This is a genomic window from Roseibium album (assembly GCF_001404515.1).
Taxonomy (GTDB): domain Bacteria; phylum Pseudomonadota; class Alphaproteobacteria; order Rhizobiales; family Stappiaceae; genus Roseibium; species Roseibium album.
The window spans coordinates 41,444-56,690 of record NZ_CXWE01000018.1 but is presented as its reverse complement, the minus strand read 5'-3'; the positions used below and the strand labels follow the sequence as shown (position 1 = coordinate 56,690).

13 protein-coding genes are annotated in these 15,247 nt (G+C 56.3%); 2 read left to right on the top strand and 11 right to left on the bottom strand.

All coding sequences use genetic code 11. From position 1 onward, the window contains the following. Positions 1–88: 88 nt before the first annotated feature. Positions 89–1,276 carry a 2-aminoethylphosphonate--pyruvate transaminase gene (locus LA5095_RS31340; protein ID WP_055391909.1) on the bottom strand — a complete coding sequence of 396 codons (1,188 nt, stop codon included), beginning with the start codon at positions 1,274–1,276 and terminating at the stop codon, positions 89–91. A gap of 121 nt (positions 1,277–1,397) precedes the next feature. On the opposite strand from LA5095_RS31340, the gene LA5095_RS31335 reads away from it, so the two are divergent. Further along, positions 1,398–2,303 (top strand): LysR substrate-binding domain-containing protein, encoded by a 906-nt coding sequence (locus LA5095_RS31335; protein ID WP_055391908.1) that lies wholly within the window; start codon positions 1,398–1,400, stop codon positions 2,301–2,303. 26 nt (positions 2,304–2,329) lie between these two features. Here the strand turns inward: LA5095_RS31335 and LA5095_RS31330 are convergent, their stop codons facing one another. From LA5095_RS31330 to LA5095_RS31310, 5 genes are all read right to left on the bottom strand, one after another. Beyond that, positions 2,330–4,342, bottom strand: a complete 2,013-nt coding sequence (locus LA5095_RS31330; RefSeq protein WP_408009303.1) for a putative 2-aminoethylphosphonate ABC transporter permease subunit — start codon at positions 4,340–4,342, stop codon at positions 2,330–2,332. 5 nt (positions 4,343–4,347) lie between these two features. Next, positions 4,348–5,493: a putative 2-aminoethylphosphonate ABC transporter ATP-binding protein gene (locus tag LA5095_RS31325; protein ID WP_055391906.1), complete on the bottom strand. Its 1,146-nt coding sequence runs from the start codon at positions 5,491–5,493 to the stop codon at positions 4,348–4,350. An 81-nt stretch (positions 5,494–5,574) separates the two neighbouring features. Further along, positions 5,575–6,594 carry a putative 2-aminoethylphosphonate ABC transporter substrate-binding protein gene (locus LA5095_RS31320; RefSeq protein WP_055391905.1) on the bottom strand — a complete coding sequence of 340 codons (1,020 nt, stop codon included), beginning with the start codon at positions 6,592–6,594 and terminating at the stop codon, positions 5,575–5,577. A gap of 255 nt (positions 6,595–6,849) precedes the next feature. Next, the gene (locus LA5095_RS31315) at positions 6,850–9,306 is read right to left on the bottom strand and encodes a GcvT family protein (RefSeq protein ID WP_055391904.1); all 2,457 of its coding nucleotides are present in this window, start codon (positions 9,304–9,306) and stop codon (positions 6,850–6,852) included. Between the two features lie 76 nt (positions 9,307–9,382). Further along, positions 9,383–10,147 (bottom strand): DeoR/GlpR family DNA-binding transcription regulator, encoded by a 765-nt coding sequence (locus LA5095_RS31310; protein ID WP_144436236.1) that lies wholly within the window; start codon positions 10,145–10,147, stop codon positions 9,383–9,385. Positions 10,148–10,380: 233 nt separating this feature from the next. Here LA5095_RS31310 and LA5095_RS31305 point away from each other — a divergent pair, with 233 nt between their 5' ends. Then, positions 10,381–11,640 carry a molybdopterin molybdotransferase MoeA gene (locus tag LA5095_RS31305; protein ID WP_055391902.1) on the top strand — a complete coding sequence of 420 codons (1,260 nt, stop codon included), beginning with the start codon at positions 10,381–10,383 and terminating at the stop codon, positions 11,638–11,640. 38 nt (positions 11,641–11,678) lie between these two features. Here LA5095_RS31305 and mog read toward each other — a convergent pair whose 3' ends face one another. From mog to LA5095_RS31280, 5 genes are all read right to left on the bottom strand, one after another. Further along, complete coding sequence (gene mog / locus LA5095_RS31300; RefSeq protein ID WP_055391916.1) at positions 11,679–12,200, bottom strand: molybdopterin adenylyltransferase; 522 nt, start codon at positions 12,198–12,200, stop codon at positions 11,679–11,681. A gap of 5 nt (positions 12,201–12,205) precedes the next feature. Beyond that, positions 12,206–13,222: a GTP 3',8-cyclase MoaA gene (gene moaA / locus LA5095_RS31295; RefSeq protein ID WP_055391901.1), complete on the bottom strand. Its 1,017-nt coding sequence runs from the start codon at positions 13,220–13,222 to the stop codon at positions 12,206–12,208. A gap of 84 nt (positions 13,223–13,306) precedes the next feature. Continuing rightward, a complete protein-coding gene (locus tag LA5095_RS31290) occupies positions 13,307–13,807 on the bottom strand; it encodes a plastocyanin/azurin family copper-binding protein (protein WP_055391900.1) in 501 nt (166 codons plus the stop codon). After that, positions 13,804–14,403 (bottom strand): DUF2478 domain-containing protein, encoded by a 600-nt coding sequence (locus LA5095_RS31285; RefSeq protein ID WP_055391899.1) that lies wholly within the window; start codon positions 14,401–14,403, stop codon positions 13,804–13,806. The genes LA5095_RS31290 and LA5095_RS31285 overlap by 4 nt, the downstream gene beginning before the upstream one ends. After that, positions 14,372–15,154 carry a Crp/Fnr family transcriptional regulator gene (locus tag LA5095_RS31280; RefSeq protein WP_055391898.1) on the bottom strand — a complete coding sequence of 261 codons (783 nt, stop codon included), beginning with the start codon at positions 15,152–15,154 and terminating at the stop codon, positions 14,372–14,374. The genes LA5095_RS31285 and LA5095_RS31280 overlap by 32 nt, the downstream gene beginning before the upstream one ends. Positions 15,155–15,247: the final 93 nt, after the last annotated feature.

Genomic DNA, 15,247 nt, shown 5'->3' with positions numbered 1-15,247 from the left:
GATCGAAACAGCCGCTACCTTCGGAGCAGGGTAAACACGCCCGTTTGCTTCAACGCTCGTTTCAATTGTCATGTTTGTTCCTTGTTGTTCAGGAGGCCAGTTTGGCGCGTTCTTGCAAAGCTGCTTCGGGTGGTGTGGCGGCGGCAACATCCATCTCGCGCAGCGAATCTCTCGCAGCAACAACGACTTGCCGCATTACGTGCTCATCCATTTGACCGATGCAACCGACCCTGAAACTGTCAACCATGGTCAACTTGCCCGGATAAATGATGAAACCCTTGTCTTTCATGAGTTCGTAAAAGCGGCTGAAAACGAAATTCGGATCCGCCGGACAGAAGAATGTCACGATGATTGGTGACAGCCAGCGATTGTCGAGCAACGTCTCGAAGCCGAGTTCCCGCATGCCGCTGACCATGACATCCCGGTTCCGGATATAGCGGCGTCCGCGGCCGGTAACTCCCCCTTCGGCTTCATGGGCTCGTAACGCCTCCAGGAAGGCAGCGACGACATGAGTGGGAGGAGTGAAGCGCCACTGGCCGGTCTTGTTCATATGCGCCCATTGAGCATGGACATCCAGGCTGAGCGAATGGCTGTTGCCTTTCGCAGCTTCGAGTTCCGAATTCCTGGCCAGAATAAATCCGAAACCCGGAACACCTTCTATGCATTTGTTCGCGGAACTGACCATTGCCTCGTAGCGGATCTTCGAGGCTTCCAGAGGGATCGCGCCGAATGCGGACATGCTGTCGACCAGCAATTTCCGTCCGGCTGCATAGACCGCTTCCGAAATTTCCTCCACCGGGTTCAATATTCCTGAAGAGGTCTCGCAATGGATTGCCACAACATGACTGATCGCCGGATCAGTTGCGAGAATTTGGGCCACTTCATCTCCGCGCGGAGGCAGATAGTCACCCTTGTCGAGCAACTGGTAGTCCCGTCCCAGGTAATCGAGTGTCTGTGCGGCCCTGAGGCCATAGGCCCCGTTTGCCAGCACGAGCGCCTTGCCGTCCTTCGGGATGAACGAGGCCAGCATTGCTTCGACCGAAAATGTGCCGGATCCCTGCATCGGCACACAATCGAACGCATCCGACCCGTCGCCCAGAAGAGCAATCAGGCGATCACGCATTTCCCGGGTCATCGCGCGAAAATCGCCGTCCCAACTTCCCCAGTCCACGAGCATGGCCTCCTTGACGGCATAGGACGTCGTCAGCGGTCCTGGCGTCAAAAGATATGGTTCACCCAGACGTGGCGGCTCAATCCGTGGGTTATGGGCGTTCATCGGAAACTCTCCAAGATTGGTGGTTCCCGAGTACCATTGCAGCAATTATATCTATATGTGAAATTGCAAAATTCAATCAAAACATAGGCTGTGCCTATATACTGAATTCCGGGGGTTTGACGTGCGCCACAGTCAGTTGAAAGCCTTTCACCATGTCGCTCTTCTGGGCGGGTTTTCACGTGCTGCGGAAGCGCTTTGCCATACGCAACCGGCCATTTCGGAGCAGGTTCGCAAATTGGAGCAAGACCACGACGTTCTGCTGTTTCACCGCGAACGCAAGCGTGTGCATCTCACCGAAGCGGGCGAAACGCTTTTCCGAATGACGAGGCAATATTTCGAGATTGAACAGCAGATCGAGGAATATATGTCTGAAACCGGCGCAGCGATCGAGGGCGAGCTCCGCATCATTGCCGATTCCGCACATCATGTGACGACTATCCTGACGGAGTTTCGCAAGAAATACCCCAATGTCACCGTCACCTTGAGGGTTGGAAACACCAAGGAAATTGTCGAGGAGCTTCGCGGTTACAACGCGGAAATCGGCATTGCCGGCAGTGTCGATCCCGGTAAGGACATGGACACACTCAGCCTCGGGAGCACGGAAATCACCGCTTTTGCAGAACGCGGATTCCTTCCGGCGGCCAAACGCTGCCTCACGCTCGAAGAGCTGTCGAAACTTCCGCTGATCTTTCGCGAGGAAGGCTCGAAAACGCGCGCAAAGCTGGTGGAAGCCGCTGCTGAACATCATATCAGGCTCAAGCCGGCGATCGTGGCCGAAGGCCGCGAGGCTGTGCGCGAAGTGGTGGCATCGGGCGCCGGGATCGGCTTTGTGTCCAGGGCCGAATTCGGCCATGATGATCGGCTTGTTCAGATCAGCCTGACGGATGTCGATCTGAAAATGAGTGAAACACTCGTGCATCTCGCGCAAAGACGGGAGGTCAAGGTGATCCGCCACTTCATGAGCGTTGCCCGAAAGGAGATGAGCTTCGAAAGCGACAGGTCTTCCGAAGCAACCTCAAGAGGTTAGGCATCCCAAAACACCCGGATATACGACTATCGTGTTCGCCAGGCCTGCGTCCGTTTCAGGATGCCCTTTGAAGCGATCAGGTGCAGGATCCGGGCCGCTGCATTGGTATAGAAGATCATCATGCCCATCGCCGCCGCGGGAGCGATGTCACCTGCATCGTCCATGTTCAGGACCGCAATCGAGGCGAGAGTCGTCTTTGGCGAATAGAGGAATACCACTGCGGAGACGGTGGTCATGGCATTGACGAAGAGATAGATGGATATGTCCAGGATCGCCGGTAGGCAGACCGGCACTGTTACCCGCGCGAACAGTTTCATGGTTGGCTGCTTGAGCGATGAGGAAACGGCTTCGAACTCGCGGTCCATCTGTTTCAACGCCGTCACGGCGGTCAGGTGGGACACTGTGTAGAAGTGGGTGACCGTGCAGATCACCAGGATGGCCATCGTGCCGTAGACGAAATTCAACGGATTGGACGGGCTGTTGAAGAAGAAGATATAGGCAAGTCCCAGAACCATGCCAGGAATGGCCATCGGCAGCATGGCAAACATCTGGAACAGCGATCGGCCGACCGGGAAGCCATTCGTTTTCTCGACAAGATAGGCTCCGAAGAAGACTACCGATGTCCCGATGACCGCTGTCAGCAGAGCCAGTTCGATGGAATTGAAGTAGGAGCCCCAGCCGCCGCCATCCATTTTGTCGAACTGGTAGTTGTTCAGGCTCAGACTGAGATCATAGGGCCAGAACTTGACCAGGGCCGCAAATTGGCAGACCGCCAGCAAGCCGACGATGAAAAGCGCGACCAGCGAGGAATAGACCAGAAAGATCCGGTCCGTCCTGGTGTTGGGCGACGGGGCGTAAGGGACTGAACGCGCCGAAAGCAGCGCAACCTGTTTCGATTGCACGAGCCGGTCGATGGCAAAGGCCAGGATTGCCGGGACCACCAGAACGACGGACACCACGGCGCCCATTTCAAAATTCTGCTGTCCGATGACCTGTTTGTAGATATCCACCGCCAGGACGTTGAACTGGCCGCCAATCACCTTGGGCAAGCCGAAATCCGTTATCACGAGGTTGAACACGACGAATGTCGCCGAGATCAGGCCGTAACGCGCTCCAGGTACGGTTACGGTCCAGAAAGTACGCCAGGGCGTGGACCGCAGCGATGTCGCAGCTTCGTAGAGACGAGAATCGGAAATCGCCAGCGCGGTCGAGATGATGAGAAAGGCATGCGGGAAAGTGAAAAACACAGATCCGATAACGATGCCGATCGGCCCATAGATCGAAGCGCCGAACAACAGCCCCTTCAGCATTCCCTGATTGCCGAACAGGTAGACGAGCGCGATGCCGGGCAGAAGAGACGGCACCAGGATGGGCATCATCGCAATCAGACGGAAAACGCCTTTGAAACGCATGCAGCTGCGGTTCAGCGCGTAGGCAAACCAAAACGCCAGCGACACCGTGATGACGGTAGAAATCGCGGCGATCAACAGCGAATTCTTGATCGAGTTGAACAAGGCCGGCGTCGAGAAGTAGCTGACGAAGTTGGAAATTCCGGTGGATTTCACCGGCCGCAGTTGTACGCGCCTGAAGGTGTTGCTGTCCAATTCCAGCCAGTCCAGCGTGTTGTACAGTTTGGAGCCGACCAGGAACCTGCCTCCTTCGACACTGTTCCGGATCTTGTAGTGTACCGGGCTCCGGAAACTGAAATCCGGGAAAAACTTGGTAACGCCCAACCTGCTGTCGGAACTGCCGGCCAGGTCCGAAGCTTCATAAACATTTGTGCGTGCATTCAGTTCCGCCCCCGTCAAAATCGCTCCGTCGAAGACGCCCGCGTCGTCGCTGATCTGAAATTCGTATTGGGACAGGTCAAACTGATACGTTGAAAACGACTTTGAGAGCATTGCCCAAAGCGGAAACGCCAGTGTGATCAGCAAATAAAGCGCAATGACAATCATGCCCCCACGCATGATGATGTCGTCGCGGCTGAGTTTCGGCTTGATTTCCGGACCCGCCGGCATCGTGTCGGGCGTGGTGTCCAGAACGCTCATGCCGGCGCCTCCGGACTTTCAAAGGCCATCAGACGGTCCACGGGCAGCTCGATTACCATGTTCTTGCCTTCGCCGAGGTCGAGGCGGCGGACGGCATTGATCGAAAAGTCGGCAAATAGCTCCGTGCCACCGAAAAGGTCATTTTGCAGCCGGCACCGCCAGAACGATCCGAGAAACTCCATTTCATGAAGCAGGACTTCGATGCAATTGCGATTCTCGTCACCCGGCTGGTAGCCGACTTCGTGAGGAATGACGTCTTCCGGCCGGATTGCCGCGACAACCGCGTCTCCTCCCCGGAAACTGTGCTCGTGGCAGGCGAAGGTCTTTTCACCGATGCTCAGGCTGCCGTCGTCGGCGACCCTGGATTTGATCTGGTTCATTTCGCCGATGAAATCGGCAACGAACAGGCTGGACGGCTCGCGGTATATTTCCGTCGGTGCACCTACCTGTTCGATCACGCCGTGATTCATCACCACGATACGATCCGCCATGCTCAGGGCTTCTTCCTGATCGTGGGTCACCATGACGGTGGTCACACCGAGTTTTCTCTGCAGTTCCTTGATTTCATGCCGCAAGTGAACACGGACCTTCGCATCGAGAGCGGAAAGCGGTTCGTCCAGAAGAAGAAGGCCGGGATTGGTCGCAATTGCGCGCGCCAGGGCGATGCGCTGTTGTTGTCCGCCGGACAGCTGTGCCGGATATTTCTTTCCCTGGTCCGGAAGGCTGACCAGATTGAGCAATTCCGTGACGCGGGCCGTGATTTCAGATTTGCTGCGTCCCGCGTTTTCAAGGCCGAATGCAATATTCTTCTCGATCGTCAGGTTGGGAAACAGGGCATAGGACTGAAAGACGATGCCGAAATCACGTTCGGAAGGGGGAAGATTTGAAATGTCCTTGCCCGCCTGTTTGACCGTGCCCTTGGTTTGCAGGTCGAGCCCGGCAATCGCGCGTAACAGCGTGGTCTTGCCGCAACCCGATGGACCAAGGAAACAGACGAATTCGCCTTCATTGATGGTGAGCGAAATATCCTTGAGCGCCATGAAGCTGCCAAAGGCCTTCCAGAGATTTTCGATGCTCAGATAAAGTTTTCCTGAGTCGGCAGGCTGGGTCACGGCGGAAGTCCTTACGTCATAATGTTTCATGGCGTTCCGGGGGCAGGCAAATTGGATAGGAAAATGTCGAACAAGACAAGCGGAGGCGCCGGGCCCCCGCTCTCAGTCTGGTTATTTTGCTTCCGACTTGCCGTCGTAGCGTGACTGCCATTCCTTCAAAATGGCGGCCCGATTGTTCGCTGCGAATTCGAAGTCGTTATCGATCATCGCGTCCAGCAGCCCTTCAGGGAAATGCTCCACAGGCTTGGCGACGCCCGGATAGGCAACCACCGCATAGCCGGTATTGTACATTTCATTGGCTTCTTTGGTGACCGAAAAGTCCAGAAGCTTTTGTGCAGCTTCAGCGTTGGCGGTTCCTGCAACGATTGCAGAAGCTTCCATGTCCCAGCCTACGCCCTCGCTCGGAACGATGATTTCAAGCGGTGCGCCGGCAGCCTTGGACTTGGCACCGCGGAAGGCGAAGGAAACACCGATCGGAATCTCACCTGCTGCGGCAAGTTTGCACGGCTTGGAGCCGGAATGTGTGTAACGCGCGATGTTTTCGTGCAGCGCGTCCATGTATTCCCAGCCGCCTTCTTCGCCGAACATCTGCAGCCAGCTGGAAACGTCAAGGAAACCTGTTCCGGAGGAATTCGGGTTCGGCATGATGACGTGACCCGCATACATCGGATCGGTCAGGTCTTTCCAAGATGTGGGAGGCTTGAGACCGGCCTTTTCAGCCTCGACTGTATTGTAGCAGACAGAAGCAACCCATGCGTCCATGCCGACCCACGCGGGTGGATTGTCGCCGTCGACGAATTTCTTGTCGAGCTTGTCGACGCCAACCGGTGCATAGGGCTCCAGCATGCCTTCGGACTTCAAAAGAAGCAGCGAGGTTGCCGCCAGTCCCCAGATCGCATCGGCTTGCGGATTATCACGTTCAGCCAGAAGCTTCGCGGTGATAATTCCAGTGGAGTCCCGAACCCAGTTGATCTTGATGTCCGGATTGCTTTCGTTGAATTTTTCCGCGTAGCGCTTGAGGTCTTCAGCCTCGACGGCTGTATAGACCGTCAGTTCGGTTTCGGCTGCCACCGGAGCAGCCAGCAGTACACTCGCTGCCAAGGAAGCCAAAAAGGTCCTCGTATATTTCATCACGTTCTCCTCGATTCAGGTTTCAGGAATTGGAAAATCTATGCCTCCTTCATCCCGAAGCGGTCAGTTTGGCAGGTTCTCTGCACAAGAAAAATCGATTATGTCTACCATGTCATAGGCTGAGCTTATGCATGATTGCTTTCTAGGCAAATGTTCCACCAACACATGGTTCCCCTCTGACGCCAACCCTGTTTGGTTTGACGGCAAAGGAAATCATGTCACAAAGCTTCTGACAATGCTGGTCTTTTTTGAAAGCTAACTTGATCGCGGACGCGCGCCATGCGGGTCATACGGTGTTCGCAGATAAGGACTCGCCTTGTGTCTTTCCCCGGCCAGATCGATTTCCCAGCTGTTTTCGGCCAGATACTCTGCCGTGACCTTCCGGGAGGCGTTGACCTGAACCAATGCGACTGCCGCGCCAAGTGTGTGACCATAGGCAGCAGAGCGGACCTCCCCGATCACGGAACCATTGCAAAGCACTGATTCTCCACCCCAAAGTTGCGGCAGCCCGCTTTGAAGAACCATCTGAACGATCCGCGTATTCAGGTGCTTTGGATCTGACTTCGAAGCAAGGAGGGCTTCCTTGCCGACAAATCCGCAGGGTTTTTCGAAATCGACAGCAAATCCCAACCCGGCCTGCAGGGGTGTAATGTCGGGTGTGAGCTCGCGGCTCCATGCCCGAAACCCCTTTTCAATTCGCAATCCTTCAAGTGCGTAATAGCCGGCATCGCGAATGCCATGTTGTTCGCCTGCCTGCATCAGGTCTTCGTAGACACCGACCGTGAATTCGACCGGTACGATCAACTCCCAGCCCAGCTCACCGACATAGGTCATTCTGTTCGCAAGGACCGTCGCATAGCCCAGATCGATCTTTTGAACGGTGCCGAATGGAAAGGCGTCGTTGGAAAGATCGGATTGCGTGACGCTGGCAAGGACCTTTCGTGATGCCGGCCCCATCAGGGACAGAACCGACCAGGAGCTGGTCACATCTGTCAGGAATACATGTGCATCCGGTTCGAAGTTCTTGCGGAGCCAATCGGTATCCCTCACGGCCTGGGCAGAACCGGTGATGATCAGAAATTCGTCCAGCTTCAGGCGCAATACCGTGAGATCGCTTTCAAATCCGCCGCGATTGTTCAAGAGCCCGGTGTAGACCGTTCGTCCGGGCGCAACATCGATGTTTCCCGCGCAGATCCGATTGAGCTGACTGCAGGCATCTTTCCCCTGAACAAGCAGCTTGGCGAACGAACTCTGGTCAAACACCACCACCGCCTCACGAGCCGCTTTGTGTTCCGCGCCGACGGCCTCGTGCCAGTTCTGCCGGCCAAACCCGTACTCGGTCTTCTCGCCCTCTTCGAAGGCAAAGTAGTTTGCACGTTCCCAACCCATCTTCGAACCGAACACGGCATTTTTTGCGGCAAGCCGGTCATAAAGGGGGGATCGGCGGAAAGGCCGGGCGCTGTCCAGTTCCCGGTTGGGCCAGGGCATCGCATAGTGAAGGCCCAGCACTTCCTTCACCCTGTCATGAAGCCAGGTGGGGTTGTTGTTGAAGTCGGCAAAGCGCCGGATGTCGACGGCGAACAGATCCATGGTCGGGGCGCCTTCCACGATCCACTCTGCCAGCGCCCTGCCGGCACCGCCCGCACTTGCAATTCCCATGGAATTGAAGCCGGCTCCCACAAAGAAGTTCTTCACTTCCGGTGTCTCGCCCAGCAGATAGTTGTTGTCCGGCGTAAAGCTCTCGGGACCGTTGTAAAACTCCCGGACACCGGTCTGTGCCATTTGCGGCACGCGGGTCAGGGCATTTTCCATCAGGATTTCGAATTGATCCCAATCGTCGGGCAAGAGCTGAAAGAAGAAGTTGTCCGGAATTCCGTTCATCCCCCAGGGCTTGGCTTCAGGCTCAAATCCCCCCATGACGAGACCGCCGGTTTCTTCCTTGAAATAGATGTATCCGTCAGGATCCCGCAACACCGGAAGGTCCGGGTTCACACCCTCGATCTGCTCCGTCACGATATACATGTGTTCGGCTGAGTGGAGCGGCACGTTGGCGCCGCACATCCGGCCCACGCGGCGGGCCCATTGGCCGGCGCAGTTGACAACCACTTCCGCCTGGATTCGGCCGTGGTCTGTTTCCACCCCTGAAATCTGGTTGTTTTCGGTCAGGATATCCGTCACCTGAATGCCTTCCACGATCCTGGCACCGTGCCGCCGTGCGCCCTTTGCAAGGGATTGTGTCAGGTCGGTGGGATTGGCCTTGCCGTCGCCGGGCATCCAGAGCCCGCCTTTCAGGTCGTCAACCTGCATCACCGGCCATTTGTCCCTTGCCTCGCCCGGAGTGATGACGTCCACGTCGACACCCTGGGCGCGGGCGGCAGCTGCCGTTCGCAGCAACATGGTCATTCGGTCATCGCTGCGTGCAACAGTCACCGAACCGCATTGCATCCACCCGGTCGCCAAACCGGTTTCCTTCTCCAGTTCGGAATAAAGCTGCGTCGAATAGCGGATCAGGTTGGTCATGGCGGGCGTGCTTCGCAGCTGACCCACCAGGCCAGCCGCATGCCATGTCGTGCCGCAGCTCAATTGGCCCTGCTCGAGCAAGACAATGTCCGTGTGGCCCAGCCTCGCGAGATGGTAGGCAACCGAACAGCCAACGATGCCACCGCCGATGATTACATATTGCGCCCTGTCCGGAAGACCGGTTCCAACCATATCAAAAACTCCGTCCACGAGATTGCATCTCGGAGAAGCATTTCATAATTGGCAAAATTTTGCAAATTTCTTCAATTTATTGCAAATTACTATTCGTCTCGACCTGCAATGCATCCAGCTTCCCGAGGATATCGGGTGGTGGCGATGTGTCCGAAATCAGAACCGTTCCGGGAGGTGGGGGTGGCATGACGACCTGGCCGACGACACCAAATTTGGAACTGTCCGCCAGGATCAAGGCAGTTTCGGCCTGTCGCATCATTCGTGCCCTCAGATCCGCGGCTTCCCGTGAGAAGTCCGTAAAACCGGCGCGTGCGCTCAACCCGCCTGCACTGACAATTGCAAACTCGGCTCGATACCTCGCAAGGTTTTCAAACACCTCCAGTCCGAAGGTCGCCAATTCGGCAGGATCCATTCGGCCACCGAGCAACACCACGTCGAAACAGGCGGGCGCTATCAGCTCCGCAATTTTGAGATCATTGGTGACCACTCGCAACTCTCTGCGTTGTCCGGCCAGGTCTCTGGCGACTTCGAGAGTGGTTGAACCATTGTCTATGATGATTGAAGAGCCTTCGGGGATCATCGATGATACCCGGCTTGCAATCTTTGCCTTGCCTTCGGAATTGCGGTGCACACGATCTGCCATCGGTGCCTCTTTCGAAACGACCGGAGCGGCCCCGCCGCGCACCTGGGACAGTTTGCCCTGACCGGCAAGAAACTCGATATCCTTGCGCACTGTTTCCCGGGACACACCCAGGCGCTCGGTAAGAGACCTGATGGAGACGGCGGGATGCTGTTTCACTTCTTCGAGAATAACGGCGTATCGTTGGTCAGGTAACATCATGGGCGCTTTCAGATTTTCATCTGGCAACTTGCCAATTTTTGCCAAGCCGGACAAGGCGGCAAATCGAGCATTTTCCTTTGTCCGCCGAAAAACAAGAGCCTCTGCTCGCGCGTTGCTGCTTCGCTCAGGCGGGTTGAATTCCGTTGATTGAAATCAAGCCGTTTGAGCCAGCTCCGGGGTAGTCTCACGTACAATCCATGGATGTTTGAACAATTGCCTCGGGACACAGCAAAATGAAGACGCTTATCCAGACCGATTGTTGCGAAGGCAACTCTGAACGAACCCTGGCGTCGATAGACGAAACCGTTTCCAGAGCTCTGGACCTTTGTTCTCCTCTGCAGGAGACCGAAAACGTATTGTTGCCCGAGGCAGTCGGCCGGGTCACGGCCGGCGACACGATCTCTCTCTTTTCGCTCCCCATTCACGAGCATTCGGCTGTCGATGGATACGCACTCGGTGGTGCTGGCAAGAACCCGTTCGCGATTGTCGGCCGCAGGATCGCAGGTGACAATCCGAAAGGACGCATACGCGACAATGAGGCGATGCGCATCATGACGGGAGCGCCGACACCCGCGGGAACCTGCGCTGTTGTAATGCAGGAACATGCGCGCGTCACCGACGATATCGTGACACCGGATTTCAACGTGCCGCCCGGCGACAACATTCGCCGTGTCGGTGAGGACGTAAAGGCTTCCGACACACTGGTACGGAGTGGTACTCGGCTTGATGCCCGCCACACGGCATTGCTGACGGCAAGTGGTTACCGGAGTGCCTCTGTTGTCAGGACAATCAGGGTCGCGGTCTTTTCGACGGGAAACGAACTCAGGGATACGGGTGTCGGAATGGGACCGGGCCATATCTTCGATACCAATCGCCCGATGCTGAAAACCCTATTGTCGTCGGGAAATGTCGATGTGTCGGATTTCGGGATAGTTCCCGATACACGCGACGAAATCGTGAGGGTCCTGAAAGAAGCAGCGGCATCTCATGACCTGATCATTACCTCCGGGGGAGTTTCTGTCGGCGAGGAAGATCATCTGAAACCGGCCGTGATTGAAGCCGGCGGAGCCATCGAAAGCTGGAGGATGGCAATCAAACCGGGCAAACCCATAGCGCTCGGCAATATCGGCAAGGCCGTCTATCTCGGCCTGCCGGGCAATCCGTTGGCGTGTTTTGTTGATTTTCTCCTGGTTGGCCGGCCGATACTCGATGGCTTGACAGGTGCAGCCCGTCGAGCCGCAATTGTTCAACAGGCGAAGGCAGCATTTCACTGGGAGCGGCGTGCCGGCAGGCATGAGTTTTTCCCCTGTAACATCGTTGGTACCAGCGACGAGGGTCTGCCTCTTCTGGAAAAAACGGGCCGGGCCGGATCGGCAAGGCTGATGCCGCTCATCGAAGCCGACGGCCTGGGTGCGGTCAACGCAGGTTGCGCCACTGTGGAACCGGGAAGTCGCCTCGAATTCTACCCCTTCCGGGCGGACATGGGGCTGTAGCCAATCCGACCTGTTTGATGTGAATCAGGTTATTCGATCTAACGGCCTGGTCTGTGTGCTTTCAGGACATTCGGATCAGTGTCGACAAAAGCCGCGCCGATCAAGTCAAGACAGTAGGGAACAGCTGCAAAGACCGCTGTCAGGCAGACGTCGATGCTGGCAGGTGATCCCGGTAGATTGAGAATGAAGGTCTTGCCGCGCACTCCCGCTGTTTGGCGGGAGAGGATCGCTGTCGCGACGTAATCCAGACTTGCCTTGCGCATCAGTTCGCCGAATCCCGGAAGTTCCTTGGTCAGAACAGATTGGGTTGCCTCTGGTGTCAGGTCACGCGGTGCGGGACCGGTGCCGCCGGTCGTCAGGATCATGTCGTAGGCTTTTGCGTCGCTGAGTTCGATCAGGGTATCCCGTGTTGTTTCGAAACCATCCGGGATGATGATTCTGTCGATCCGCATGTGCGTTGAGACCGTTCGCATAAGCCAGGCTTCGACCGCCGGGCCACCCCGGTCTTCATATTCACCTCGCGAGGCCCGATCCGAAATGGTGAGAATGGCTATCCGCATCCGCCTCATCCCCCGAGTGTCGACATGGCGCGCGATATTCCATTGACCGAACCGCCGTCGATATGAAAATCGTGACCGCGCGGTTTCAGGAAAACCTTCTCTCGCACGAGTTCGGCAACTTTCTCATTACCGTCCGACTGTCGCAGTTGATCGCGCAACGACAGCCCTCCCTCCTGCCCCATGCAGGTATAAAGTTCGCCCGTACAGCTCAGCCGTATGCGGTTGCAATCGGAACAGAAATCGCAGGACATCGGCGTTATGAAGCCGAGTTTACCGCCTGTTTCCCGCAATCGGACATATTTTGCCGGGCCGCCGGTGCTTTCCGTCAGCGGTTCCACGGTCCAATGATCCTCTAGGCGTTTGCGGAGATTGGCGAGCGAGAGAAAACTGCGGCCGCGCTGCGACGCGACGCCTCCAAGCGGCATTTCCTCGATCAGCGTCAGGTCCATGTCACGATCATGCGCAAACCGGATCAGGTCAAAAAGCTCATGTTCAAATGCGCCCTTTTGGGCGACTGCATTCAGCTTGATGTGAAGACCTGCGTCACGTGCCGCATCCAGTCCGGCAAATACGCGATTGATATTCCCCCATCGCGTGATCGTGCGGTACCTGTCCGCGCTGAGCGTATCCAGCGAAACATTGACGCGGCGGACGCCGCACTCCGCAAGACGCTTGGCGTAGCGGGACAGCAGCGACCCGTTTGTCGTTAATGTGACCTCATCCAGGTCACCATTTTCAAGATGCCGGCTCAGGTTCTCAAACAGGCTGATGACGTTCTTGCGGACCAGCGGTTCACCGCCGGTCAACCTGATCTTTCGGACACCATGCTCCATGCAGATTGTGGTCAGTCTGTAGAGTTCTTCCAGTGACAGAAGGTCCTTTCGCGGCAGAAATGTCATGTTTTCCGTCATGCAGTAGGTACAACGCAGGTCGCATCGGTCGGTCACCGACAGACGGAGATAGGTTGCCGTGCGGCCGAACCGGTCCTTGAGCGATTTTCCGGGAGAATTTGAATCAGGCATGGTGATTTTCGATCCGGTGTCATGTCAATCGGGAATTGAAAACGCTTGGTGGGCGCGCCTTCAGGCAGGCAACCGTCGTCCGTATCAGTGCGGAATATCCTCGTTCAATTTCTTCACCAGAAGTTCCAGCTTCTCACCCGCTCGTCCGGAAAGTGATTTTTTCCAGCTGGTTGGCGGATTTTGCCAGGCTTCCCGATCGCCAACTGCAATCAGCATCACCATTCCATATCGTCCGTGAACCTTGCAGGTCAGCACGTAGAGCCCGGGAACGTCCATGGTTCGCGTTTCCGACGCTGTATTGGCAATGGAGATTTTTTCGACACCTTCCGGGATCAGCCCGTTTGCGCTCATGACGGTGTGCTGGCCGCGGGAATTGTTGAAGATGACGCGGCCCCCAACGGGCAGGCGGACAAAGTCCGGCTCGAACCTGAACATGTCCAGGACGAACTCTGTGGTCGGATCACTGATCTGGTCGATGCCCTGGCTTGGGCTGCCGGATTGCGCTGAGGCGAGATTGGGCAACAACAGAAGCGTCAGGAATGCCAAAGAGACCACGCGTATCATCGAGATCCTTTGCCAGGTCATCGTGTCGCCTGTTCTGTGCTCGAGTTTTGCCGGTGGTTTGGCAACTGTGACAACAGCCAGTTCATGAGTCGCTCCACATCGGCTGGAAGATCTGCGGCCATGTCGGCGCTGAAGTCTTCCCATTCAGGTTCGTAACGCTTTTTGACTGCTGTCAGGACCGGGATTCCCAATTCGACGGCCCGTTCGATAACGGGTCGAAATCCTCTGCCTTCGGCTTCGCCTCTGCCGAAGCGGCTGAGAATCAGTACATCCGGCTGCTTTTCCAGCTGGCGTGACAAATCTTCGGCGGCGTTTGCCAGAGCCCCCGGATCCAGTCGGCAGCCTGTTGAACCCGGCCCCAGAGGCTGCGTGATGCGGGTGTGCGAGCCGCTGGCAAGATCCTCCAGATGGGAAATCGGACAGCAACTTCCACCATCTGGCGTTCGACGTTGCACACATCCGGCCATGGTCACCCCAAGTGACTGCAACTGCTCGATAAATGCATCCAGCGCAGGATCGACTTCCGGCCCGTGACCATATCTGATTGCTGCAAGGGGTTTTGCGTCATACATGAGAAACTGCTCCTCAAACACCACGTTTGCGCGGGCGTCCGCCATTGGCGATCTGTCTCAGCCGGTGAACGTCCTGAATCGTCACCAGATCCGCCTCCGGCAGGTTGATGACCCCTTCAGCGGTCAAGGTGGTAAAGCCACGGCTGACGGTTTCGGGTTGGAGACCGAGATAGTCGGCAATGTCCCGGCGCCCGAAAGGGATGGCCACCGTATTGAACTGCGTGCTCTTTCGCGGAAGCGTCCGGTTCTTGAGTTCGAAAAGGAAGGCTGCAATTCGCTCAATCGGTGTTTTTTTTGCCAGATCATTGCTGTGATCCAGAAGCTGGAACAGAACACTGTTCATCTGGTCCATGAAATGATCGCGGGTCAGGTTGGATAGGCGCAGCAGATTTTCGAAAACCGGCTGCTCCATAACCTGAACAGCACTTGGTGCCAGCGCGGTTATTGCACCGTTGAGCTGCCGGTTCAGCGAGGCGAGGTTGATGTAGTCACCCGGGAAAAAAAGACCGGTAATGGTCCGTCTTCCGTCGCTGAGATGAGCTACGATTCCGACGGAACCTGTCAGAACGCCGATGACGGGAGAATTCGGAAGCGTTTCCGGTTCGATTTCCTGTCCGGATGCCAGCGCGAAGCGGTTCACACCTTTCGGAAGATCGGCATTGAACGCAGCCCGGAGCTCGGAACAAATGCAATTTCGGGCGTGAAATCCGCATGAGTGTACCAACCCGCACGCATTTTCCGCTGCTCGTTCGGTTTCGTTGAAACCGCAGCCCTCCAAACCGATCAGAGATTGCATTCATCGCCCCTATCTGAATTCGGCCGGAGTATAGGAGTGCAACGCAATTGCCTGTTTGACATTGCTCAATAGAAGTTGACAATTGAAATTTGA